At 42.5% G+C, this 25,332-nt stretch carries 22 protein-coding genes and 1 riboswitch; of the genes, 9 read left to right on the top strand and 13 right to left on the bottom strand.

Going from position 1 to position 25,332, the window contains the following annotated elements:
* Window positions 1-2: 2 nt before the first annotated feature.
* The 5 genes from GO495_RS20425 to GO495_RS20445 form a co-directional block, all read right to left on the bottom strand.
* Window positions 3-2,261: a TonB-dependent receptor domain-containing protein gene (locus tag GO495_RS20425; protein WP_157301581.1), complete on the bottom strand. Its 2,259-nt coding sequence runs from the start codon at window positions 2,259-2,261 to the stop codon at window positions 3-5.
* A gap of 15 nt (window positions 2,262-2,276) precedes the next feature.
* Complete coding sequence (locus tag GO495_RS20430; RefSeq protein ID WP_157301582.1) at window positions 2,277-2,588, bottom strand: (2Fe-2S) ferredoxin domain-containing protein; 312 nt, start codon at window positions 2,586-2,588, stop codon at window positions 2,277-2,279.
* 127 nt (window positions 2,589-2,715) lie between these two features.
* Window positions 2,716-2,910: riboswitch (cobalamin riboswitch) on the bottom strand.
* Between the two features lie 2 nt (window positions 2,911-2,912).
* Window positions 2,913-3,821 carry an adenosylcobinamide-phosphate synthase CbiB gene (cbiB, locus tag GO495_RS20435; protein ID WP_157301583.1) on the bottom strand — a complete coding sequence of 303 codons (909 nt, stop codon included), beginning with the start codon at window positions 3,819-3,821 and terminating at the stop codon, window positions 2,913-2,915.
* Window positions 3,806-4,822 (bottom strand): pyridoxal phosphate-dependent aminotransferase, encoded by a 1,017-nt coding sequence (locus tag GO495_RS20440; RefSeq protein ID WP_157301584.1) that lies wholly within the window; start codon window positions 4,820-4,822, stop codon window positions 3,806-3,808. The genes cbiB and GO495_RS20440 overlap by 16 nt, the downstream gene beginning before the upstream one ends.
* 4 nt (window positions 4,823-4,826) lie before the next feature.
* Window positions 4,827-6,275, bottom strand: a complete 1,449-nt coding sequence (locus GO495_RS20445; RefSeq protein ID WP_170302697.1) for a cobyric acid synthase — start codon at window positions 6,273-6,275, stop codon at window positions 4,827-4,829.
* A 44-nt stretch (window positions 6,276-6,319) separates the two neighbouring features.
* Here GO495_RS20445 and GO495_RS20450 point away from each other — a divergent pair, with 44 nt between their 5' ends.
* Entirely contained in the window at window positions 6,320-7,627 is a 1,308-nt protein-coding gene (locus GO495_RS20450) for a cobyrinic acid a,c-diamide synthase CobB (protein ID WP_157301585.1), read from the top strand.
* On the opposite strand, the gene GO495_RS20455 is transcribed toward GO495_RS20450, so the two are convergent.
* Window positions 7,570-8,205 (bottom strand): hypothetical protein, encoded by a 636-nt coding sequence (locus GO495_RS20455; protein WP_157301586.1) that lies wholly within the window; start codon window positions 8,203-8,205, stop codon window positions 7,570-7,572. The two genes, GO495_RS20450 and GO495_RS20455, sit on opposite strands and share 58 nt — an antisense overlap.
* Before the next feature lie 63 nt (window positions 8,206-8,268).
* Window positions 8,269-10,512, bottom strand: coding sequence for a GAF domain-containing protein (locus GO495_RS20460; protein WP_157301587.1), 2,244 nt, complete (start codon window positions 10,510-10,512; stop codon window positions 8,269-8,271).
* 226 nt (window positions 10,513-10,738) lie between these two features.
* Here GO495_RS20460 and GO495_RS20465 point away from each other — a divergent pair, with 226 nt between their 5' ends.
* Window positions 10,739-11,803, top strand: coding sequence for a glycoside hydrolase family protein (locus GO495_RS20465; protein ID WP_157301588.1), 1,065 nt, complete (start codon window positions 10,739-10,741; stop codon window positions 11,801-11,803).
* 299 nt (window positions 11,804-12,102) lie between these two features.
* Here GO495_RS20465 and GO495_RS20470 read toward each other — a convergent pair whose 3' ends face one another.
* Window positions 12,103-12,966, bottom strand: coding sequence for an SDR family oxidoreductase (locus GO495_RS20470; protein ID WP_157301589.1), 864 nt, complete (start codon window positions 12,964-12,966; stop codon window positions 12,103-12,105).
* A gap of 263 nt (window positions 12,967-13,229) precedes the next feature.
* Between GO495_RS20470 and GO495_RS20475 the strand changes: the two genes are divergently transcribed.
* A complete protein-coding gene (locus GO495_RS20475) occupies window positions 13,230-13,808 on the top strand; it encodes a Crp/Fnr family transcriptional regulator (protein ID WP_157301590.1) in 579 nt (192 codons plus the stop codon).
* Between the two features lie 144 nt (window positions 13,809-13,952).
* Here GO495_RS20475 and GO495_RS20480 read toward each other — a convergent pair whose 3' ends face one another.
* Window positions 13,953-14,945, bottom strand: a complete 993-nt coding sequence (locus GO495_RS20480) for a lipase family protein (RefSeq protein ID WP_157301591.1) — start codon at window positions 14,943-14,945, stop codon at window positions 13,953-13,955.
* 418 nt (window positions 14,946-15,363) lie between these two features.
* Between GO495_RS20480 and GO495_RS20485 the strand changes: the two genes are divergently transcribed.
* Together GO495_RS20485 and GO495_RS20490 are read left to right on the top strand one after the other, a co-directional pair.
* On the top strand, window positions 15,364-15,927 hold the full coding sequence (locus GO495_RS20485; RefSeq protein WP_157301592.1) for a Crp/Fnr family transcriptional regulator: 564 nt from the start codon (window positions 15,364-15,366) through the stop codon (window positions 15,925-15,927).
* Between the two features lie 68 nt (window positions 15,928-15,995).
* The gene (locus GO495_RS20490; RefSeq protein WP_157301593.1) at window positions 15,996-16,355 is read left to right on the top strand and encodes a DoxX family protein; all 360 of its coding nucleotides are present in this window, start codon (window positions 15,996-15,998) and stop codon (window positions 16,353-16,355) included.
* Window positions 16,356-16,510: 155 nt separating this feature from the next.
* Here the strand turns inward: GO495_RS20490 and GO495_RS20495 are convergent, their stop codons facing one another.
* From GO495_RS20495 to GO495_RS20505, 3 genes are read right to left on the bottom strand one after another with little or no spacing between them, the layout of a single operon-like run.
* Complete coding sequence (locus GO495_RS20495; protein WP_157301594.1) at window positions 16,511-17,056, bottom strand: NADAR family protein; 546 nt, start codon at window positions 17,054-17,056, stop codon at window positions 16,511-16,513.
* A complete protein-coding gene (locus GO495_RS20500; RefSeq protein ID WP_157301595.1) occupies window positions 17,046-17,468 on the bottom strand; it encodes an ADP-ribosylation/crystallin J1 in 423 nt (140 codons plus the stop codon). Before GO495_RS20500 ends, GO495_RS20495 begins: the two co-directional genes overlap by 11 nt.
* Entirely contained in the window at window positions 17,465-17,941 is a 477-nt protein-coding gene (locus GO495_RS20505) for a macro domain-containing protein (RefSeq protein ID WP_157301596.1), read from the bottom strand. The genes GO495_RS20500 and GO495_RS20505 overlap by 4 nt, the downstream gene beginning before the upstream one ends.
* Window positions 17,942-18,877: 936 nt before the next feature.
* On the opposite strand from GO495_RS20505, the gene GO495_RS20510 reads away from it, so the two are divergent.
* Window positions 18,878-19,021 carry a hypothetical protein gene (locus GO495_RS20510; RefSeq protein WP_157301597.1) on the top strand — a complete coding sequence of 48 codons (144 nt, stop codon included), beginning with the start codon at window positions 18,878-18,880 and terminating at the stop codon, window positions 19,019-19,021.
* A 56-nt stretch (window positions 19,022-19,077) separates the two neighbouring features.
* Here GO495_RS20510 and GO495_RS20515 read toward each other — a convergent pair whose 3' ends face one another.
* Complete coding sequence (locus GO495_RS20515; RefSeq protein WP_157301598.1) at window positions 19,078-19,743, bottom strand: hypothetical protein; 666 nt, start codon at window positions 19,741-19,743, stop codon at window positions 19,078-19,080.
* 177 nt (window positions 19,744-19,920) lie between these two features.
* Between GO495_RS20515 and GO495_RS20520 the strand changes: the two genes are divergently transcribed.
* From GO495_RS20520 to GO495_RS20530, 3 genes are read left to right on the top strand one after another with little or no spacing between them, the layout of a single operon-like run.
* Window positions 19,921-20,523 carry an RNA polymerase sigma factor gene (locus GO495_RS20520; RefSeq protein WP_157301599.1) on the top strand — a complete coding sequence of 201 codons (603 nt, stop codon included), beginning with the start codon at window positions 19,921-19,923 and terminating at the stop codon, window positions 20,521-20,523.
* A gap of 45 nt (window positions 20,524-20,568) precedes the next feature.
* Window positions 20,569-21,687, top strand: a complete 1,119-nt coding sequence (locus tag GO495_RS20525; RefSeq protein ID WP_157301600.1) for a FecR family protein — start codon at window positions 20,569-20,571, stop codon at window positions 21,685-21,687.
* Window positions 21,688-21,728: 41 nt separating this feature from the next.
* Window positions 21,729-25,331: a SusC/RagA family TonB-linked outer membrane protein gene (locus tag GO495_RS20530; RefSeq protein WP_157301601.1), complete on the top strand. Its 3,603-nt coding sequence runs from the start codon at window positions 21,729-21,731 to the stop codon at window positions 25,329-25,331.
* Window position 25,332: the final 1 nt, after the last annotated feature.

Below are 25,332 nucleotides of genomic sequence, written 5' to 3' on the forward strand. Positions count from 1 at the left end.
GTTTAAAAAAAGACACTTAATGTTCCTTTCAGATAGAATGGGGTACCTGGTGTATTATGAAAATCAAAGACAGGAGCAGGTTCTCCTTTCAAACGCGACTCATCATAAAACTGTGCCTCTGCCCATTGCTCATTAAATATGTTCTCAGCGGAAACCCCCAGCTCATACCTGGCGCTGGTATACTTCACCACGGCATCTGTGATAAAATAACTTTTTGACTTTACCGAGCCATCCTCGGTGGCAGGGCGCTCTCCCATATAACGGTAACGTAAACTCGCACTGACGCCCTCTCTTAATTTAGCGGTCAGTCCACCGGTAGAATTCCACGTAGGCTGCAATGGCAAAAGGTTCTCACCTTTGGGCGCATTCACCAGTGTCCCATGCGCATAGTTCAGGTTCACATCTGCCCATAAAAAAGCATTCAACTGGTAACGCACAGAGGCGTCAAAACCTATCTTCTTTACCTCCCCGATATCTTCAAAACTCCCATCATCCGCTACGAACACGTACTCAGCACCTTCCTGTAACCACCATGCTGTTAAACTCACCAGTACCCGGCGTCCTATTTTAAAGTTAGTGCCCAGGTCTGTTCCATAAGCGCCGGGTACCGGATTGGCATTGGCTTCCTTACTCACCACCGCCTGCACAAAATTGGAATGGAATCCCGATCCTGCTTTAGCGAACAATGTTACATTCGTAGAAATATCATAATACAGATCAAGTTTTGGATTAAAGCGGTTTACCCATTTATGACCGGAATTTTCGGGATGTAGCTTATCCTGGTAATTAAAGTTAAATACATCATTCCGCAGCCCCAGTGTTACATTCCATTTAGGATGAAAATGCCAGCTCTCATTAATGTAAAAACTAAGATCACTGATCTGCGCATTACCAACATCATCTATACTCAATAACTGACGGGCCTTTACATGGTCCCTGCCACGATGTAACAGGTCTGTTCTGGTAGTAATGCCCGCCTCAGAACTGAGGTTGCCGTCCGTCCTGTTATAAGCGCCTTTATATCCAAATAGATCCCTGTTTTCCCATTGCCTGATCTCATCACCATTAATAGTATCATTCATGAAAAAGGTAAAGTTGGAGAAGAGGTCGAAGATATTCTTCGTATAATACAACTGGTTCTTAAAAGTACTGTTATCCTTAAACGTAGTAATAGTTTTCAGGTTGATATTCGTCCTGGAAGTACGGCCCCCTTCGGAAGGGTCAACAGAGCCCAGTCTGTCCAGCTTACCTGTTTCCACGGCTCGTAAAGGCAGTTGTCCGGATGCATCCCAGGTACTGTTAAACGTAGAGGCCGTGAACATCAGGTCTGTACTTTTGCTGATATGCGCATTATATCTGGCAAAAATATTCAGCCGTTTATAATGCAGCTTATTGATGAAATAACCATCATTATGCATGTAGTCTGCCGCTATATAAGCATTATCATTCCATTTTTTTACAAGAGGGTTCTTATCCAATAGATTCAGCATCAGTAATGCACGCTGACTGTTAAACATGCCATATTCCACTTTTGCTACATTATTATCCAGCTTATAAAGTGAATTAAACAATGCAGCGCCGCTCACAGAAAAATCGCCCAATCTGGCATCATAAGGTCCTTTATAGAAACCGGCTTTACCTACTATTTCAGGGATCATAAAGTGCATGTCCGCATATCCCTGTCCATGTGCATGCGTGGGCATATTCACGGGAATGTCATCAAAGAAAATAGCGAAGTCTGTACCATGATCATTATCCGTTCCACGCACAAAGATCTGTTCTGCCTTTCCTCCACCGGCATGCTGTGCAATGAACAACCCCGGCACTGTACGTAATAAGTCCTGTGCTGACTTTACCGGTTGTAACTGCATCGCGATCATATCCATCTTATTCTCTCCCTGACGGGTAGTAGAAGCGGATACCGTGATTTCGGAAAGATTCAACAGGTCCGCTTTGAGAGAGACATTCAAACGTACGGTCTCGTTATTTTTTACTGTGATTGTTTTACTTGTTTTAATATAGCCTGTATAAGAAAATACGACCGTATATTCTCCGGCATGTAAATGTGAAAAGGTATATTGCCCGTTTTCATCGCTCATCATACGCTTATTCACTTCCGGAATAAATATGCTGATACCGGGAATAGCATGCTGATCGATATGATCGTTAACAGCACCGGTTATGGTGGACGTTTGTGCTTTGGCCTCTATACCGCATATGAATGCTGTAAATAAGAAGACCTTATTTATATTTCTATTCACGTGATGGGGTAGGGGTTAGCTGTTAAAAATGATACTTTCTTCTAATAACGTGTCTCCAATCAAATGTTTCACTACAATCTCGCGGGCTATCTGCGGATTAACGCCGCCATACCATACTCCTTCGGGATGAATGAACATAACAGGGCCTTTATCACATTGCCCCATACATTTGGTGCGCACTGTGTGTACCCCGTCATTCAGTTCATACTCCGTAAGGTGTTTTCTTAATTCTGCTGTGTTGTCGTCTGGTCCTGATTTGTTTGTGCAGGTGCCGCCGTTACAGATAAATACAATTTTCTGCACTTTGGTCAGATCTTTAATCGCCATACCTTTTACAAATTGTTTTAATACAGTTAATTACCCGTTAACGATTAAACAAAACCTGGGGAATAAGGTGGCGGGACAAACACGATGCATCATGTTTGTATCACCCATGCTTTCTTCCCGAAGCGTTGGATAAACTTGGTTTGTGGCAGGTCTTCTGACTCGTTCCGCTTTTAACGCCTTCCCATTCAGTAAAGAACAGTGGCAGAGAGAATGTTAAAAGCAATGATAGAACTTACAGCAGCGGGAACTGTCCTGGATTCTCACCAGGTTCCCTTTTAATTTTATCTCAGTAGAGATAAAAACCAAAAACGCACCTAAAAGTAGTTAAAATTTGATAAACAGCCTGAGAAGAATAATAGCGGTGACCATCAGGAAGGTAACAGCATGGTTGATATACATCACCTTTATCAGTTCCTTTTCAAAGATGAACCGGGGATGGTCCCCTATATAAGGCTTTTCTACCACCACGCCATCATAGGTATTAGGGCCGCCAAACCGGCAATGGAGAATACCTGCCAGGGCTGCTTCGGGGTAACCGGAATTCGGACTGGCATGCTGATGCCCATACCTGAATATATATACAAGCCCCCGTTTGCTACCCGTTACCAGCACCATTAACAGGGCTGTTAAACGGGCGGGAATATAATTAGCCACATCATCCAGCCGGGCCGCAAAACGCCCGAACAGGCGATACCTTTCCTTTTTATACCCTATCATGGAATCCAGGGTATTGATCATCTTATAGGTCATCATAGCGGGTACACCGCCAATCGCATAATAGAACAGGGGAGCTATTACCCCATCACTCAGGTTCTCGGACAATGTCTCGAATACGGCTGTCCTTATCTGGTTCCCGTCTAAGCGGCTGGTATCCCTGCCTACTATCCAGGATAGACGTTTACGGCCGGCTTCCAGGCCATTGGTATCCAATTCCCTGAACACTTCCCTGCCTTCCTGTAAAAGGCTGCTGTTGGCTAATCCGTAAAAGACAAAAAGACCACCTGTCCAGGGTACATATAACATCAAAACAACAAAGAACACGGCCACAGCCCCACAAAGTATCAATGTAAACAACATCCCCTTCACAAACCTGTAATCCCCTTTATTCAACCAGCGTTCACCTTTATCTATCACGGTACCGAATAAACGGATAGGATGGGGGAGCCAGCGGGGATCTCCCAGCAGCAGGTCTGCTATATACCCTACAATTAAAGCGATCAGCTTTTGGTCCATGCTGCGATTCCTTTTACAAGTAATGCATTCTTCTCAGGCGATTGTGTAGCTACCCTGAAATGCTTCGGTGTTAACGTTCTGAAGTTAGAAGCATCGCGTATCAATACACCATATTCATGTAATAAAAATGATTTCAGTTCTGCGGCTGTCCCTTTATCTGTCTGACATAAAAAGAAATTGGTCTGGGTATCGAATACTGTCACGTACTGTTTCAGTTCACTCATCAATGAAGCCGTATCCGCCAGTAATTTATCTACCGGTAAAGCTAAGGATGCTGCATGTTCAATAATATACAATCCTGCTTCAATCGCTAATGCATTCACCGACCAGGGCATTTTATACTCCTGTATATGCTGAATGATCTCCGCATTGCCCAACAGGTAACCCAGTCGTAAACCCGGTATGGAATAGGTTTTGGTAAGGGATTTTACGATGATCAGATTCTTGCAGTCGGATAATATCTGCACCATCGACCGTCTGCTTTTTGTAAAGTCGGCATATGCTTCATCCAATACAAAAATAGTATCAGGATAATGCCTGATCCACTCCCATAATTTAGGAGGAGATACGATATTACCTGTAGGATTATTAGGATTACCTAAGAAAACAAGTGAGGTATCAACAGGGATAAAATTCGGATAGTACTCCCATTCTTTAAACCGCACATCCATATCATTCGCTACACAGGCATCTTCATACTCTGCAAAAGCAGGAGTAATAATAGTCGCAGAAGAATTCCGGTAAGCATGTGCAATTAAATAGAACGCTTCTGTAGCGCCATTCGTTACCAGCACCTGTTCCGGTATCAGGTTATGCCACGTTGCCAGCGCCTTTTGCAGGCGTTGTGCATTCACTTCGGGGTAGTTATTCAGCTTATACAGACTGTCAGACAAATGTTTTCTCAATCCATCTGCCAGTCCTTCGTAAAATACATTAGAGCTAAAGTCGGCTTTGATCTCCTTACCGAATAAATACCCGTCATCCCCATGCCCGTTTAACATACGTTTATTTTAATTGGCTGTAAATATAAGTAAGATCAAGATGCTCCCGAAGATGGGCAGCCAGCTTATCATACTGTTCATTTTTAAAAGTATTATAGTCAAAAGGGACCACAGCGGCCTCTGTTTTTAACAGGTCATTGATCACCACTTCATTATCTAAGATACCATGGATATAGGTCCCCCAGCAGTTATCATCTAACCAGAACCCATCTCCGCTACCCGTTGATAACTGGTTCAATGGATGAGTACTGATAGTAACTCCCATATGGATCTCATATCCTTCACAAACACCTTTGTCCTTATAAGTAAACGTACATTGAGATGTCACCTTATCTTCCGTCAATACGGTCTGTACAGGTAATAATCCCAGTCCCGGCATCATTTCCACACTGCCTTCCACATGAAAAGGATCTTCTACGCTTTGCCCCATCATCTGGTATCCGCCACAGATACCAATCACCGTTTTACCATTCTTATGTGCATGTACGATCGCTTTCGCTACACCATTGTTTTTAATATCCACCAGATCGGCAATCGTATTCTTACTACCCGGAATAATGATAATATCTGCCTGTTCTATCTCCGCCGGATTATTACTGTAAAAAAGGTGTACGCGTTCATCTTTTTCCAGCACATTAAAATCTGTAAAGTTGGATAACCTGTTCAACAATACCACAGCTATATTCATTTTCCCTTTGGATGCTGTGGCATGTTTCTGTTCTAACCCAACAGAATCTTCTTCCTCAATATGTATATCTTTTCTGAATGGGACTACACCTACTACCGGTATCCCGCACAACTCTTCAATGGTCTTTTTTCCGCTTTCGAACAAACGCGCATCTCCCCGGAATTTATTAATGATAATACCTTTGATCAGCTTTTTTTCTTCTGGTGTTAACAGGGTTATGGTGCCATATACACTGGCAAATACCCCGCCTCTGTCAATATCCGCTACTAAAAATACATTGGCATCTGCATGCAATGCCATCCGCATATTAGTGATATCGCGGTGTTTCAGGTTCAATTCAGAGATACTGCCAGCCCCTTCCAGTACAATAGGATTATATAAAGCAGATAACCTGTCATACGCTGCTTTCGCCTCTTTAAACAGCTCTTCTTTGTTATTCCCCATGAAATAATCATAGGCCGACTGGTTCCCGATCGGTTTCCCCAGCAACACCACCTGCGAGCTTTTCTCTGAAGTAGGCTTCAGCAACACGGGGTTCATATCCGTACTGCATGGTATGCCACAGGCCTCTGCCTGTACCGCCTGTGCCCGGCCTATCTCCAGTCCGTCCGGAGTGGCATAACTATTCAGCGACATGTTCTGTGCCTTAAAAGGAGCGGGGTGATAACCATCCTGTTTAAAGATGCGGCAAAACCCGGTATTGATAATACTTTTGCCAACATCGGAAGCTGTGCCAACAAACATAATGGGCTTTAATCTTTGCATGTGGTCAAAAAAATTAATCTTGCAAATGTACTATCTTTGTCCGAATGAAATCTCGGTTTTTAATTGCGGCTCCATCCAGCAACTCCGGTAAAACAACCCTTACACTGGGTTTATTAAGGTTATTACATAACCGGAGTTTACAGGTGCAACCTTTTAAATGCGGCCCTGATTACATTGATACAAAACATCACACTGCAGCGGCAGCGTCTCAGAGTATCAACCTCGATACATTCATGATGAGCACGGATCACGTACAATCTTTATTTCATAAATACGATGCGGATATCTCCATCGTCGAAGGTGTTATGGGACTCTTTGACGGGGCCGACAGAATGAAAGGCAGCAGTGCTGAAATAGCCATCTTATTAAATCTGCCAGTTATCCTGGTCATCAATGCCAAAGCGATGGCCTACTCTGTAGCGCCTTTGTTATATGGCTTCAAACACTTCGACCCGGCGGTAAACATCGCTGGTGTGATCTTCAATTGCGTGAACACAGAAAGCCATTACCGGTTTTTAAAAGAGGCTTGTGAAGATGTAGGGGTAGAGGCATTGGGATATGTACCTGTCAATGAAAATATCAGGATCCCTTCCCGTCATTTAGGGTTAAATATTGGAGATGAATATGATTATGATAGCATCGCCGATCATATCAGTAAAACAGTAAACGTAGAAAGATTACTGGAGATCACTACCTCTACTGCTTCGATTCCTTATACACAAAATACTCCTCAGACAGGTACACTAAAAATAGCGATCGCAAAAGACGAAGCTTTCAACTTTACTTATTACGAGAATATAGAAGTATTGAAGCAATTAGGCGAAGTCACGTACTTTAGTCCCATACACGATACCATCCTGCCTGAAACAGACTTACTATACCTGGCCGGCGGTTATCCCGAACTTTACGTAGAAGCATTATCCGCTAATGCTGAAATGCGTGAAAAAATATTCAACTATTGTAATAATGGTGGCCGGGTAATAGCAGAATGTGGAGGGATGATGTACTTAGGGAAATCTATTACAGATAGGGAAGGGACCAGCTACCCAATGGCGGGATTTTTAGACATTACTACTTCAATGGAACAGGCTAAATTAACGCTGGGGTACAGGACAGTCACGATCAACAATAATATATTAAAAGGGCATGAGTTCCATTATTCTACTTACAAAGAAGAAGGAGATCTTGTGAAAACAGGAGAAGTACAAAACGCAAAAGGGATCAACGTAAACACGCCTGTCTACCAGCAGAAAAATGTAACAGCCTCTTACATACATTTCTACTGGGGAGAGCATCAGTCAAACAATGCATTGGACGCATTCCTGTCAATTTTGAACGCATCATCTAAATAATACACCACTGTTTCAGGGGCCTTGCTGCCTGGTAATACATCTCTTAAAGGCAATACCATCTTGGGATATTCATCAATAAACTCTAACTTATCATCCGCCGGCAGATCGAAAGACTTCATCAGCCGCTTAAATCTTTCCAGCTCTATTCCCCAATACCGGATATACTTACTCTCACTTACACTTAACTCTATCAGCAAATCCTTTTGATGGAACAGCAATCCAAACTCTAACTGGCAATCCTGTGTTAATTCAGCTTCATATCCCGACAACTCCCTCAACACAAACTCTTTCTTTAACGGCATGGTGGTAACGCTTTCATCTTCAGTCAACCCATATACACAGCTAACATTGGCCGGAAACGTCTCTGCCAGTTCAAGGAACAATTCCCACAAACTACTATTATCAATATTGATAGTCGCCTGAAAGCGATAAGGCAGTCGTGGGTTCTCATTCATGAGCAGCTTATATCCTTCTCTGATATTGGCTCTCCTTCTCTTCATCAGGATCTCGTCCAAATCCGGACGGTAATCCAGTTCCTGGTCTGTAGGTATCTTTACTGTAAGCGGTAGTTCTAACATATATGCAGCAAATATTATTATTGTCCACAATAAACTCCGTCAGGAGTCCCCTGTTTAAAGATACTATGAATGATGCAGGATTTTCGCCCGCAATATTTTTAATCCGGAAACACCTTCCAGGTCTTCCACGTCAAATTGCTCCACGTCCACGTCCAGCAACCTTTCACCCTGCAATACTTTAATATAACGCCCATATTCCTGTGCTTCCACATCATTGGAATATACGATCGTTAGTTTGCCCGGTTGGGTGATCCGCTCAGGACTACCTTTAATATGCGCTTTATCTATCCTCTTCTTCACGATCTCAAACCGTGCATTATAACTGCCATCCACATCAAATCGCTTCTCATCCATTCTAAACCTAATATCAATATGCGACTGATACACCAGCACCAGCGTTGTCACTTCTAACGGATAAGGTAATACGGGGCGCAAATGATAATGCGCCTGTTCCATCTCACAAATCACTCTTAACTGCCACATGCGCAGTGCATACAACTTCTTCATATTAAACTCCGCAAAAGGGGCGATGGCCGCACCTACATATAAATTATGCTCTACGCCGTCCGTCTTGAACCGCTCATAGTAATGCTGGAAAGCTTCCTGCGCTTCAACCTGTCGCTCATCAATAATGGTTGCCAGCTGCTCATTGATCATCGAAATAGTCGTCTCATACTTTCTTCGATAAACATGAAAATCAGTATTGAAATATTCATAGATCACTTGCATCATGGATTCATTCGTCACCTGTCTGATCCTGGGATGTACCTTTCTGTTCAGATAGTTATCTATATACTGTTCTGTACTGGCCTGTAAAGGTAAAGCCAGTTCTGCCAGGTATTTATTCAGTTGTTGCTCCATATCATAAGAAGCTTCTACCAGTTGCTGTGTATTCAGTTGCACTAATATAGCTGACAACGCTTTCAGTTGTTTCTTCAGGTCCTTCTGTATACTGGTATTCCGTGCTTCAGAAGAGCCCTTGATGTCCACCTGTCCATATAAAGGATATACATCCGGAAACACGATTTCCTGTAGTTTATAATCCTGTGCTAACTGTTTATTATAAATAAACCTTTCCGCTTCTGCCTTAAACTTCCAGTACACACTGGAATGAATGGTAGTATATTTATCCTGGATCAGTGCCTGTACCTGGTTCTGTAATTCAGCGCTTAACCGTTCAATAGTATCCGTGAGGAACGGCATTAATACTTCCAGCTTATTCGCATTAATACTATTCAGCTCTTTCGGCCTGAAAGATACCACTTCCAGTACGCCGAACAGCACATCATTCTTCGCAACCGGCGCCAGTATAAAACTCCTGATCCCCTGCGATAACATATTTGCTGCCAGCGTACCCGTAGACAATGCCGTATCTGCCACGGCAAAATAATGTCTTTCCTGTATCACACTACAGTACGACTGACTACACATCAGTTCCGTAGCCTCGCCACCTCCGCCTTGCAGAATAAAGCTACTCAGCTGCTGCCCGAAGGGATCAGGGCCAAACGTTCCATCTTTGAAAGCGGTAAACCCTATCTGCACATCCGGGATCTGGTAAATAGAACGGAAGATAGACTCAATACTCTCCCTGAATCCATTTGCATTAATCCCCAGCAATTTCTCCTTAAGAATAGACACCGCATTTTCAATGGTAGCGTCAAAAAGGTTCATAATTGAAAAGCCACGCATCAACCAGCTATCCAGCGGGAATTTCTCTTTCCAGAGGGCAGTATCATCAAAGTTATTGATCAGCTGGTCAATGTCTGCTTCCGTTAAAGGAACGAATTTCTCCGTAGGAGTGATATCCAGGAAGTCCCCATTATACAATATCCTATAGTGCTTGGTGATCCCTGTCGCAGTAGGGATATCATAAAAGAGGGGATTACTGAAATTGAGATGAGTACCATAATATTCATTCAGTATGATACAACAGCTCATTACATAATACTGATGGCCGGTCATCCCCCTGATATTAATCTCAAAATCGGGCCCTGCTGCCTCTAATATCTTCTTAAACCGCTCCGAATGATTGAATATAATGGTAGTAAGCGGGATACTCACCGCCTTAATTTCATTCTCGCTAAGTACAGGAGGGAAGTAATCCCTCAGCAGCTTACTAATAAGCACTGCCTGTTCATTCAATAACGCAACATTCTCTATACCGGTCCTTAACTCAGGAAACCTGGCAACTTCTTCCAGCAGGGCCTGGGCATTCACATCTCCTTTTTCGGCCAACTGTTCAAAAGCACGTATCGGCTCCTCAAAACTGAGTTGTAACTGAAAAGGCGTATCCCAGAGTAGATGCATAGTCTTTATTTACTAGCCCAAATTTATCAAATTTAAATTCAATAGGAGGGAGTTATAAATTGTGCTGTTGGCTCAAACTTTTTTCGCATGATTTGTTCTGTTATTAAAATATATTCTTAATTCTTTGTAAATTGACATTTGGGATTTCTTATTGCCTTCAAACAATGAATTTGCTACCCGCTCAGATAATGAAAGCTTGTTTAAGCCTGACTAAAATACAATTGAGATGAAAAATGTAAGAGATATCAGTTTTTTTACTTTGTTTTTGTTCACTTGTTTACAGGTATGTGGTCAAAACCACTCAGCTTTGAATGAAACAAACTCAAAAAATGGTGTCTTAGCTCCAAAGCCGGCATTCCGTGATCCGGTTTATGACGGCGCAGCCGACCCGATGGTTATTTGGAATCCGCTGGTGTCGAAATGGTGGATGTTTTACACAAACCGCAGAGCCAATATGACTAATTTACCGGGAGTTAGTTGGGTGTTCGGTTCACCTATCGGCATTGCTGAATCCACTGATGGTGCGAATTGGAAATATTTAGGTACTGCAAATTTTAATGATCTGCCGAAAGAATGCGGAGCAAGGGATTCTACAACCTTTTGGGCTCCCGATATTGTGTCAGGTGACGATGGCAAGTGGCACATGTACTTAAGCATAGTGCCAGGTATTGACGTTAAATGGGGCCTTCCTGGTTTTATTTCTCATTTAAGCAGCACTAACCTTCGCGACTGGAAATATGAAAATCGCCTCACTCAACTGGGCACACAGGTAATTGATGCCGATATTTTGCGAATGCCTGATGGGATGTGGCGCATGTACTATAAAGATCAAAGAGGCTACTCGCATATCAATGTGACAGAAAGCAAAGACCTTTACTTCTCATCTACCCCCAAAGAAGTACTAAGGACTAACGGAGAAGGACCCATTGCTTTTCAATGGAAAGATTATTATTGGCTGATTATTGATACCTGGAACGGGCAGACAGTTCATCGCTCAAAAGATGGCAATACCTGGGAGGTTCAACCCGGAAGCCCTCTTATGCCCGATGGGCAGGGAACTGGTAAAGATGATATTCCTAATGCATTGCATGCTAACGTTGTTATCAGTAATAACAGGGTATATATGTATTACTTCACTCATCCTGGCAGGATAGGAGCCGATAAAAATAAAGATACTTATGAACAGCGACGCACTTCTGTTCAGGTGGTAGAATTAAAGTTGAATGAAGCGGGGTGGCTTACAGCCGATAGAAACAAACCAACCTACGTAAAACTTTCACGACCTAAGTAGTATATCGGAAGGCATTATTTATCTGCATTCTCGAACATGTATGCGGCAACGGGAAACAAAAAATACTGTTACAGCCTGAATGGCAAAATTCCGAAGCGACAAGCTTCGGTACAAAAAAGTCGGATTTGAATAAAACAAAGCCACTTAATTTTCACAATCCTAAAGGAACTAGTTGATATATCAAATATTGGGGACTTCAAATAAAAGTTGAGGAAAAGATTATTTATTCATGGCCGTTTCAAATTCGAAACGGCCATGAATAAAGTCTTATCGCTTAAACATTCGAATGAATACCCTGCTTATAACCATTCGCCCCAGCCCATTCGTTTTATCCATTCCTGATTATATGGAATTTTTGTATTTGCATATTCTTGTTCCAGGTTACCGGTAACCCGGTTGACAGTGGTATAAAATGGTCTTGTACCAGGTGCCATCTCTACCAGTTTGGTTACTGCATCAGCAATTTCCTGCGGGTCCATTTTATATTCATCGATCTTTCCATACATAATGCCGCCGAATTTTTGGATTTTTTCCAACGCTTCGCTGCCATAAGCTGCTGTTATCTCCGGCCTGTCAGATCCATTTTCCGGTTTCTCACTAATACCTGTCGGATAGGCGCCGGGTTGAAGCGTTACCGTTTCAATCCCATAGTCCTTAACCTCATAACGGATAGTTTCAGTTATTCCTTCAATGGCCCATTTCGATCCATTATATGGCCCGAGATACGGCGCGGTAATTAAGCCCAAACCACTGGTAATATTAATGATCAGACCCGAACGGTGCTCGCGCATAGACGGCAGCACCGCAAGAAGATTCCGTACGGTACCCCAAAGATTTACTTCGAAAATATTTTTCATTTGTTCAATGGATGTTGCTTCGAACAGCCCAAAACCTGTTATTCCCGCATTATTGATTAATACGTCGATCTGCCCGTATTTTTTGACTGTTACTTCAACAGCAGCATTTACTGATTCTGCGCTGGTCACATCCATTTCAACCACTTCGATGTTAGGTATAGCGTTCAATTCCTTTGCTATACCGGCATTTTTAGTGGCTATACTACGCATAGCCGCAATTACCGTGTATCCCTTTGCAGCGAGGTCCAAAGCCATCAGCTTTCCGAATCCGGAACTTGTTCCGGTTATTAAAATCGTCTTTGACATATGTTCTTATGTTTAAATCTTAATAATAAGATAGTACACAAAGGTCGCGGGAACAGTACGTCCGGGACAAGGACATTTAAAGCAAAATACCTGTGACTTTTATCACAGTAATTAAGGGTATAGAATGACATCACGATATTTGCGATCAAAAATGTAAAAGGCTTTTCAGGAGAGATCGTTAGCCTGGTCATTTTAGTCAGTCACCAATTTTGAAATTGTAAAAACGGCCATTTATTGTAGATTTGTTTTATTGCGATTGATCTATGTTTAAAGCTTTCGAAATTTACTTAAAGGAAAAAGCAGACCTGACACCGGACGAACTGGATGCGGTGCGTGCTGTTAGTATCGAAAAAAAGATAAGGAAAAGACAATATCTCCTTCAGGAAGGTGACGTTTGTCTTCATAACTGCTTTATTGTAAAAGGTTGTCTTCGCTCTTACAGGGTTGGCGAGGACGGAACGGAACACATACTTCGTTTTGCCGTTGAGAATTGGTGGATCAGTGACCATGAAAGTTACAATACCGGGAACCCGTCAAAAAGCAATATAGATGCGTTGGAAAACGCTGAAGTTATATTGATAGAAAAAACGGCCTTCATTTATTTAATGACAAGCATACCCAGATTCAAGAACTTTATAGAAGGGCTTAAGTCGAGGAGTTTTGATGCCAGCCAAAACAGGATAATGAGCAATATCAGTGATACCGCCGAAGAAAAATATCAGTATTTCATGACATCTTTCCCCGATATTTTTTATCGCGTTCCCTTGCACATGATCGCTTCTTACCTGGGTGTATCAAGGGAAACCTTAAGCAGGATCAGAAGCAAGTTCTCTCATAAATAATACAGGTACTTCTCACCCCGTCAAGCTCATAGGTGCTTAACCTGCCTTCCGTTTTTTTTATGTTTTAAGATCATAACATGCATAAGGGCGACTGCCATGTGTTTTTCACCATAGCAGACGCCCTTTTTATTTTAGAAAGATTGTTTAAACGGCGTGTATAACTGGCTTTCTTGTCAGCGATGGCAGCTTTATACCGAAATAGCCCGCGTAGTTAAACAGTTGATGTTGTTGACCCGCCTGGTTCAACCAGTCCTGGATAGTATTGTTCTCATAATTAGGGTCCAGGTTGGCTGTAAAAGTAACGTAGTTATTTTGTGGTTGCTGGTAACCAGCGAGGAGGAATAATTCTCCAAGTAGTTGAAAAACCTTTTGCAGCTTAATCTGCTGCTGCTCAAAGGTGACCGTAATTGCAGATGCCGCTGGTTTGGGTGAATACAGATTACCTGTAGCAGCGAGCCCTTCTGCAACCGGGAAATTGGGAACAGCATCATTTGTATTCTGATAATGCCATGCCGTAGGCAATTTGGCATCCAGGTCATCGGCAAAATCGCTGTTACCGGAGGCCGGTGCTGCAAAAGTAAAAAGGGAAATGTTGTCGGAGGGCAACCCTTTCCGTTTAAGCGTCTCTACATAGTAAGACGCATACACGTTGGCCATATTGCCGCCCAGGCTATGTCCCGTAATGATCAGCTGTTTGCCTTTACCGACTGTATTGGCTAACAGATAATCGATAAGGAACTGGTCAGATCCCAGCGAGTCCTGCATAAGCAGCATACTCGTGAAAGCGACATAAGCCCCTGCGCTGACACAGGGCATTGAAGTATTGGCAAAAGGCCAGTATGCCAATGCTACATCCAGGTCCTCCAGGGCCCAATCGACAAAAGTATCCCAATCGTTGAAAATACCATTGGTAACAACTGAGCCTCTGATGGTCAGCGCATAATTTTGCCCGGTAGCGTCTACCGCAACAAATGCGTAATTGGGGTCAGTTACCTGGCCGCCATTCCAGACTATTTTCCAGCCCGGCATGAGCTTTCCTATGTCCAGGACAGGATCGTAGTCCATGGCTACATTACAAAGTTGTACAGCATTCAGCGCATTTTTAAGTGGGGTACTGTTACTGATTTTTGGTTCCATAGAATTGGTTTTGAGGGTGAAAAATAACGGGAATATAACTGGTTATCCAGGGGTTAGTCTTCTTGCATTCACTATATTAAGTTAGTAAATTTATTCAGATTCCAAACAAAATAATAATTGCATTAACAAAAAACGTATTTATATAAGCCTTATCGAAAAGATATAATTTAACAAGACCAGAAGTCAGTAAAAGCCTGCAGAAGCCGCTGTTTGCGGGCTTTTCTATAATTCTTCCGGTTTATCCTGTTAACCGGACTTGAATGTTAAGCAAATAATTATTTAAGCAGGGCCCGCTTACCATATGTAAACAAAAGAATAAAGTCATCGCAATACTTTGTTACGAAATAAGTCGAAAGCACCGAAGGTATTACACTATATTACAAAGAAGTTGACATAACTTTTAACCCGCAAAAAGAAAATGGATAAATTTTTTTTAACAGTTTCACAATTCACGGATTTATCTGCTGATAGTAAACAGGAACTTTCATCTTGCCTGGAAGAATTAACGCTTCCCAAAGGACACATTCTTGTAAAACAAGATGCGGTTTGTAATTTCCTTTATTTTATTGACCGCGGTTTAACACGTACTTATTATTTGAAAGACGGAAAAGATGTTACCGATTGGATTAGTGATGAAAATTCTTTTGCTTGTTCTATTATTAGTTTCATTACCCGGAAACCCGATAGACGGATAATCGAGTTGTTAGAACCTTCCGTTCTTTTTTCAGTTCACTACAACGATTTGGAAAGCCTTTGTAGTAAACACCATGACATTGAGAATTTTTTCCGGAATCTTGTAAGTTTTGGCTTAGTACAATTGCAACAGAAGTTTGACGACCTGCACTTTGCAAGTGCCTTGCAACGCTATCAAACCTTAATGACTACTCATCCGACATTTATTCAGCGTGTTCCGCTTGGAATGATTGCTTCTTATCTTGGCATCACCCAGGAAACTTTGAGCAGAATTCGTTCGCAGATTTGATTTTTTGACAATTATCAAAGGAAATTATTCACATAGTGCTGTTCTTTGTGGTAGAAAATAGCAATGATATGAACACTACTCTCTGGATTCTTCAAGCATTGATTGCTGCTGTATTTTTGTATTCGGGCGTGCAAAAATCAATTTACTCCGAACAAAAATTAGTGGCTAACGGAAATACCGGCGTTGAAGGTCTGCCAACTGGTTTGATTCGCTTTATCGGCATATCAGAAATTTTAGGGACAATAGGAATTATCCTCCCTTTGTTGCTTCACATTCTTCCAATCCTGACAGCAATTTCCGCCATCTGTTTTGCCGTTATTATGATTCCTGCCGCTATCATTCACTACAAACGACACGAGCCAAAAAATGTTCTTAACAACTGCATTCTGTTTCTAATGTGTGTATTTGTCGCTTATGGCAGGGCATAATTAACGATATCTGTCGTTTCATGAAAACATTACAATTCAGACAATGATAATTACTAAAACAAGACTTCCTGCAACTTCGCTGCTTAACCGGCAGGCTGGCCCGCTTCCGGCAGATAGTTGCAGGAGGCTTTATAATTTTCTATTCCTATTTTCATTCATTTCAATTGGTCCCGTACTTCCATTAAAGCATATCCTAATAAATTTTCACCTCTCCAGGATTGAGGATTAAAAACTTCAGGATTATCTTCAGCCATTCCAATTCCCCACACAGCATCTACAGGACTGGCTTCTACCAACACCTTTTCATCTGTTTTTAACAGAAATATCTTTAGTGCAGGATGTTGGGTAAACTTGTGGAAATTACCTTCCACCACAATCCGGAACTTATGTTGCTCCCAAAGATCAGCATCAAAATTCTTCACCTTTCTTCCCAGTTTCTTCGCTTCTGCCGGAGTAGGTGCTTCCAGTATTTCGCTGATTATGTCATCATTCCCGAATAGCTTCGCTTTGGACGCCATCATCCAGTGTTCCGCTGTTAAGTAGGCATTCCCTCCAACATGAAATGTGGAAGGCCACCACTGACTAAAACAGCTCTTCGTAATGCTCCCGTCTTTAGAAGGGCGGTGTCCCCAGAAGAAAAGGAATTGAACATTTTCTCCTTCCTGAGATTTCTTAATAAGCCAATCGTTATTATACTGCATCTTCTTTAAATTTTAATAGCTCCTGTGCCAGTACCTCATGTTCGGGCAACACAAAGTTGCTCCCGAAAAACACCTTCTTAACAGAGATTATACCTGCTATATTATTATTGAAAAGCTCAAGTTCTTCGGCCGGAACCCATAACTCTTCATGGATTACACCACCCACATTTTGGACAGTATACTTTGAATAATGTTCCTCATTCAATTCAAAGGCAGTTACAATCCCGCAAAACCCGGAGAATTCGTCTGCTGTATTCCATTGGAATGCAATTTCTTCAGCATATTTCTGATTCAGTACCGGATAAAATATCGGTTGCCAGTCGAGCCTTGGTGGAAATTTCTTCCAGCCTGCATCAATGATTAATGCCAGTTCCTGTATACCAACCGGACGATATAATGTGATTGTTTTCATTCCAAATCATATACAGTTACTTCAATATCATTATCAGAAATACCTTTAATGATCAGTGGCTCTATGATCTCCCATTTTCCTCCTGCCAGCCCACAGCCAATTCTCGGCATATGTACCGTAGCATTTAAGTTTCTGGCAAAATCACCCACTTTATTAAGGCCCGCTTCTATAGCTTCATAACGGACCGGGGGATTTCCCTTTTTATCATTAACTATTTTATGCTGTCCAATAATATTAGCGATCCAGATGTTATTTTCTACTTCTACAAATTGTACCTCACCGAGTTTAAAATTATCCTGCGATTTATACCATTCTCTGAATTCGGTTTCGGGTTGTTCCCAACGGTCCGACAATGCTAATACAAAGCCTTTTCCCCAACGTCCAATATCATTACAAATATGAGCGATGATCACACACCCCTCAGCATCCGGTTTTGTTGCATCTCCTTTTATATACTTTATTTCCTTTCTCATTTTATTATGAGCTTACTTCTTTGTGTTAAATTAACGCAAAGGAAATATAAATTTTCGAATTATAATAAATTATTTAAAAAAGGTATAAGGGGTTGCTGATGGATTTCTGGTATTTAATAATTATCCTGTTTGATAATCAATATTTTAATCAGTATAGGAAAAGGGGGTAGCAGGATTTTATGCCCTATCGATCTTCTGCTCCCCGCGCAAGTAGCATAATCTTCGCGCCAGATGTTGTTGATCGATAAATACACCTTATCTGACGTGAATATTAGGTGAAGTTAAATTGAAATACAAATGTTGAACCCATATTCCAAAGCTAAATCAGGGAACTAAACAGTCAGATGCAGTGTATTTATGATCAACAACTTCTGGTAATCTACACTGCTCCCCGCGCAAGTAGCATAATCTTCGCACCAGAAGTTGTTGATCGATAAATACACCTTATCTGACGTGAATATTAGGTGAAGTTAAATTGAAAAACAAATCCTGAATCCATATTCCAAAGCTAAATCAGAGAACTAAACAGTCAGATGCAGTGTATTTATGATCAACAACTTCTGGTAATCTACACTGCTCCCCGCGCAAGTAGCATAATCTTCGCGCCAGATGTTGTTGATCGATAAATACACCTTATCTGACGTGAATATTAGGTGAAGTTAAATTGAAAAACAAATGCTGAACCCATATTCCAAAGCTAAATCAGGGAACTAAACAGTCAGATGCAGTGTATTTATGATCAACAACATCTGTCATAATATTCAAACTGAGGCAGTATCGAAAATCAGACAAAAAGACATTAAATTTAAACATCCAATCTCCCTCACATGACCTCATACATCTTTTATCTGCTCATATATCCTTTACTGTTGCTGTTAAGCTTATACATAGGGGTACTCTTCGCCAGAAGGGTGCTGAAGAAGAAATATGAATGGAATGGAAAACGGGTTAGTAGGGTTTTATGCCCTGTTGATCTCCTTCTCCCTGGCACAGGCGGCCAGCCATCACAGGGAAAGAGTGGCATACATCCATGAAACAGGCGATAAAATGGCGTTATTGATCCAAAAGAAAAGGAAGTAAATGAATTAATGGGATTGATTGAGCAGATGGAGGATGTGTACTACAGACTAATGTACTCATATCATGAAAATACGCCACATCTGATCCTGTTTATCCTCGTAATTTTCTCCCTGCTGATAGGCGTGTTGATGGGATTTATTAATAAGGTCCATCATAACCAGATGCATATTTCCGCGGTCATCTTTATCATAATAAGCTTTCTTATTATAAATACGATTCACGACCTGGATGCGCCTTCCCTTGGTTTTATTAAACCCGGTTTTGAAGATCTTGGGGATGTGAAAGAGTCCTTTGACCTGTACTTTAATAAGCGGTGAGGCATGGCTAAGGCTACTCTCATTCATGTCTGAAGCATGGCTCCGCCTACTCTCAGCCATATTAACCGCGCACTTTGACAGGTATGCCTGCTGTAACCGCTCTTCAATGACAGAAACTGGAACACCTTCCTTCAGCCATAAAATGGCCTTCCCGGTCATCTCCCGGTATAAGGGATACTCCTTTACCGCAAACTGCCGGTAAACAGCCGAAGCAAGACGGGACGCCACCCGCATCCTCGAGGAACTCTCCCTGAACCCTGCAAAAGCTTTATCTTTCTTAATCCTTTTACCGGTAATAGAGCTTTGCAGGCGCACATAATACTGCTCTCCCTGTAACCGGTATACAGTGAGGCCGTCTTGTGTCCCTGTAAAGGGCGGAGGTTCAGATGATATCCATTTTGCCATACCCCTAATTTACTGATTTTTTCCGGATAAGATCCAGTCTAAAGCCGCTCTAACCGCGCACTTTTATACACCCGAAAAGCAACTCCGCCACCCATCCTGCGTTACCCCTTCGTTAAACAACGTAGGATGAACGCAGGATGAGCGAATCTCATTACTATCTGTTATCTTTATCCACGGATGTACGATAATGCAATCAGTGAAAAAGAGCTTTTAATAAAAGTTGCTGCCGGTGATGAACAGGCATACCGGCATCTATTCCACCTCCATTGGGATAATATATACAATGTTGCCCTGGCCCTCACAAAGTCCGTAGAACTCGCAGAGGACATGGTACAGGACATCTTCCTGAAAATATGGCAAAAAAGAGCACAATTTGTTGGTATTGAACGTTTTGAAGATTATCTCTTCATCATGGCCCGTAACCACATCTATACTGAGTTAAAAAAACGATCCCGCGAAGATACCTTCCGCGACCAGATCAAAGACTATTTCGAAACCAGTGAACATAACGCCGATATCTCCCTGCTTACCAAAGAAACCCAGGAGATGATCAACCAGGCTATCGGCCAGTTGACTACCCAGCAACAACTCGTATACCGCCTTAGCCGGGATCAGGGCCTTTCCCATGAAGAAATAGCCGAAAAATTAAATATCTCCCGGAACACCGTCAGAAATCATATCGTACAGTCCCTGAAAATCATCAGGACCTACCTACAGCACAAAACCAACGGCTGGCTGCTGGTTTTATGCCTCCTCAAAATATTTTTTCGTCAACCATAGTTCATACCGGTTATTTTGTAGTCTTTATAATGGACACCTTTAATTATGAGCGATTTTAAAGATCTCTTAGAACGTTATCTGGCAGATAAGCTATCGCCACAGGAAGCACAGCACTTTCTCGACAACATCGGGAATGATGAACTACCGGCTCACCTGGACGCTCTCCTGCGCGAAAAGAACTTCAGAGGGGTCCCGGACCCGGAACGCGAAGAAAGACTCTTTCAACGCATCATGGAAAAAGGTAAAACCCGCACCATCCCTGTTAAAAGATGGTGGACAGCAGCAGCGGCGGCAATCCTTATATTATGTATCGCCACCTGGGGGATACAAAGACAACAACACCAGCAACTGGCGGCTAAATTCATCAATGATGCGCAGCCAGGTAAACAAGGGGCTATACTTACATTATCAGATGGTAAACAGGTAACACTCGATAGCCTGTATAACGGTACCGTAGCTACGCAAAACGGTGCAACACTATTATTAAATAACGGACAGTTGGCGTATAATAAAGATGCTGCCACCGGCACAATAGCTTATAATACACTCACCACCACCCGTGGAAGGCAATTCCAGCTGGTATTACCGGATGGTACCAGGGTATGGCTGAATGCGGCTTCTTCCATTAAATACCCAACAGCCTTCACCGGCAATGAAAGAACTGTAAACATTACCGGGGAAGCTTATTTTGAGGTAGCTGCAAACGCAGCCATGCCTTTCAAAGTAATACTCAGCAACGAAACAACAATAGACGTATTAGGAACACATTTTAATATCAATGCTTATGCGGATGAAAACCGCATCCAGGCAACATTAACTGAAGGTGCAATAAAAATAAACGCAGCCAGCCAGTCTGTTACCCTCTCGCCAGGGCAGCAGGCCATCATCACAACAGGAATAAAAGTTCAGCAGGCAAATATAGACCAGGCCCTCGCCTGGAAAGAAGGACTATTTAATTTCCAGGACATGCCTTTCGACGAAGCAATGCGCCAGCTTGCAAGATGGTACAACATTGATGTAGTCTACGAAAACGGCATCCCGGATATAAAATTTGAAGGTGAATTAGGACGAGATGTAAGTTTATCAAAGATCTTATTCTTCCTCTCTAAAGTAGATGTACACTACCGCATTGAGGATGGGAAACGACTCGTGATCAGCAAATAAAAAGGGGACAGTAGTTTATATAATCAACCAAAATTGGAGAGATGATAAAAGCAAAAACTATTTGCTACAGGACATGTATTGTCATAACCATGCTATTCTTTAGTGTCAGCATCAACGCACAGTCAGTTACATTTTCCGGGAAAGAAGTACCGTTGGAAAATGTATTCACTGCCATCAAAAAACAAACAGGTTACGCTGTTTTCTATACCAAAAATATGCTGCAGAATGCCAGACCTGTAACATATGATGTAAAGAACATGCCACTGCTGGATTTCCTGAACATGGTACTCAATAATCAGCCACTGTCTTTTGTTGTAGAAAACAAAACAGTGATGATAGTGCCTAAAAAAACAGATGTACAGATAAGCATACAATTACCCGTAGAAGGTGTTGTAAAAGATTCAGCTACCGGTAACCCCTTACCCGGCGCTACCGTGGCGGTATTCACAAAAGGCCGCTTCGTTACCACCGATAAAAAAGGCCATTTTTCTGTGGATGCCGTAAACGGGGACCGGCTCCTGATATCCTTCATAGGATATAAGCCTTATTTCATCAACGCTGATCCGGGTGCAAACCTGGATATCACACTTGCGCTACAGGAAACATCCCTCAAAGAAGTGATCGTTTCCAACGGCTACCAGAAAATAGACAGCCGTAAACTCACCAGCGCTATCACCACCTTAAAAGCGGCTGATATCGTAGTGCCCGGCATGTACTCCATAGACCAGGCGCTGGAAGGTCGTGTGCCCGGTCTCTTCGTCGTGAACAATTCCGGTGAAGTAGGGGCCTCCCCTAAAATACGTATCCGCGGTACTTCTACTATTCTCGGCAGCCGTGAGCCTGTATGGGTAGTAGATGGAGTCGTAGTAAACGACCCTGTCGGCGTAGATCCGCAGACCATCAATGACCTCGACTTTGTGAACCGCCTCGGCAACGCTATCTCAGGCTTAAAACCTTTCGATATAGAACAGATAGATGTACTGAAAGATGCGTCGGCTACTGCGCTCTACGGTGTTCGCGCGGCCAACGGTGTAATAGTCATCACCACAAAAAAAGGCCACGCCGGCCCACCGGTAGTCAGCTTCAACAACGCTACTACCTACACCCGCCGTCCCCGCTACACAGATCATAACATCAACCTGATGAACTCCCGCGAGCGTATAGATTACTCCCGCGATGTGATCAACAGCGGCCTGGCTTATCCTGCTAATATCAACAACATAGGATATGAAGGGGCTTTAAATGATCTGTACACCGGTAAATCTACCTATGCAGAATTCGAACAGAACGTGCATACACTGGAAACCAATAACACCGACTGGTTCAGGATCATTACCCGCGATGCCATCTCTACCCAAAACAATCTGAGCATCTCCGGTGGTAGTGATAAAATAAACTATTTCGCTTCCCTGGGTGAAGCCACGCAAATGGGTACACTAAAAGGTGAAGGCGTAAACCAATATACCGCATTCGTAAAGCTAAATGCCAATATGACCAAAAAACTCAGTTGGGAATTTAACTTGCGTAACAACGTGGAAAAAAGAAAATACGTAGCTTCTTCTGTAAATGCGCTGTCCTATGCATATGGCACCAGCAGAGCTATCCCCGGTTATACAAACGGTAACGACCTCAGTTACTACAAGTCATTCGATCCTGTATCGTATTCCTATTACAACTTTAACATCGTGAATGAAATGCAGCATTCACAGGATGTAAGTAATATCACAGGTCTTAATCTGAATACCAATCTGAATTATAAATTCAATCCCAACCTCAATGCTACTGTCCTGTTTTCCTATGCCAATAATAATACAGGGGAAGAGATCTCTTATGAAGAGAACACTTTTTATGCGGCCAGCTTAAGAAGAAGTGAGTATAAAGTGAGTCCCGATCCTGCCCAAACACTGTTGCCTTATGGGGGAGAGCTACAGGCAAATAACATACGTAACAGCTCATACCTGGTACGCGGACAGGTAAACTACGGTAAACCAATCGGAAAAGATAGGGTAGATGTGATCGTGGGGACAGAAGTATCTTCTAATACCTATCGCGGATTAAAAACCGTAAGAAGAGGATATATGTCAGACAGAGGACAATCCTTTGCTCCTATAGATCCTGTAAAATATCCTGCCTATGCAAAATGGGCTAATATCACCAATGTAGATCAGATACAGGATGGTATTACCAATCTGGCTTCCGGCTATTTCTCCGGTAGTTATACGATCAACAGTAAATACATTCTGAACTTTAATACAAGAACGGATTTCTCCAATAAATTCGGTGCCCGCAGTCGTGAAAAATTCCTGCCTACCTGGTCCGTTTCCGGTAGATGGAACCTCTCGGAAGACTTATTCAAAAACTCAGAAACAGTGAATATGCTGGCACTGAGAACTTCTTACGGTTATCAGGGCAATATGCTGGAAAACCAGACCCCTGAACTCATCATCAAACAAGGTTCCGTAGACCCTGTTACTGGTCAGTACTATTCAAATATCGCCTATTATCCTAACCCTAATCTAAAATGGGAAAAGAACGGTGAGGTGAATACCGCACTGGACTTTTCCCTCTTACACAACAAGATCATAGGGTCAGTGACATACTTCTATAAAAAGACGAAAAACGCTTTCCTGGATAAACAGGTGAGTGACGTGAACGGACGTACTACCTACATCGTAAATTCAGGTACCATCGAAAACCAGGGGATAGAAGTAGCCTTTAGCTTTAACCCGGTAAAGAGCGGTGGTAAAAACGGATTCTCATGGAGGATAGATCCGCAACTGGGTCAGGTCATTAATAAACTGCTGGCGAAGGCCATTAACAACAACGGATTGAATCAGTCAGTGGGCGTATCTAATGCCAACACCTATGCAGCTTATCTCAAAGGCAACCAGATCATCAATGATAAAGCTGTCAATACTTTCTATTCATACCAGTTCAACGGACTGGATCACCTGAAAGGAAACCCTACCTACAAAAATGACGATCCGTCCAATGCAGATAAATACAAAGGACTTACAACCGACCAGGTTTACCAGCAGGTCATGGCTCCATCCGGTAACCGTGTCCCTACTATCCAGGGCGGTATCAGCAACTCATTCACCTATCATAACTTTAGCCTGAGCTTTAACTTTGCCTATAGCCTGGGATCTAAGATCAGGCTGATGAAATTATATACAGGTGCAGATAATCGCTCCATCTTGTATGGTTCCGCAGCCCCTCTGCCGGAAAAGAACGTCAACCGCGATTTCCTGCGCCGCTGGCGCAAACCGGGTGATGAAGCGAACACAAACATCCCCGGACTATTATCAGGTAACGACTACGCAAGAACGCTTACACACTGGTCGGTCGGACAGCCATACCAGTATGCCGATAACATGTGGCAGATGTACGATAACTCAGATGTAAGAATAGCCAGCGGAAACTTCCTGAAACTGAAAACAGTGAACTTCCGCTATGCACTGCCGGATAACCTGCTGAGGAAATACGGGATGAGATCCGCGTCCATAATGCTGGCAGGTACCAACCTGTACACCTTTGCCAGCAAAAAACTGGAAGGCCAGGACCCTGAACAGGCTGGCTTTGATAACACCGTTCAGTTATCTGCCCGTCCAACTTATTCTTTCGGTATCGATGTGTCATTTTAAA

Origin of the sequence: Chitinophaga oryziterrae, from assembly GCF_009758125.1 — a bacterium.
GTDB lineage: Bacteria > Bacteroidota > Bacteroidia > Chitinophagales > Chitinophagaceae > Chitinophaga > Chitinophaga oryziterrae.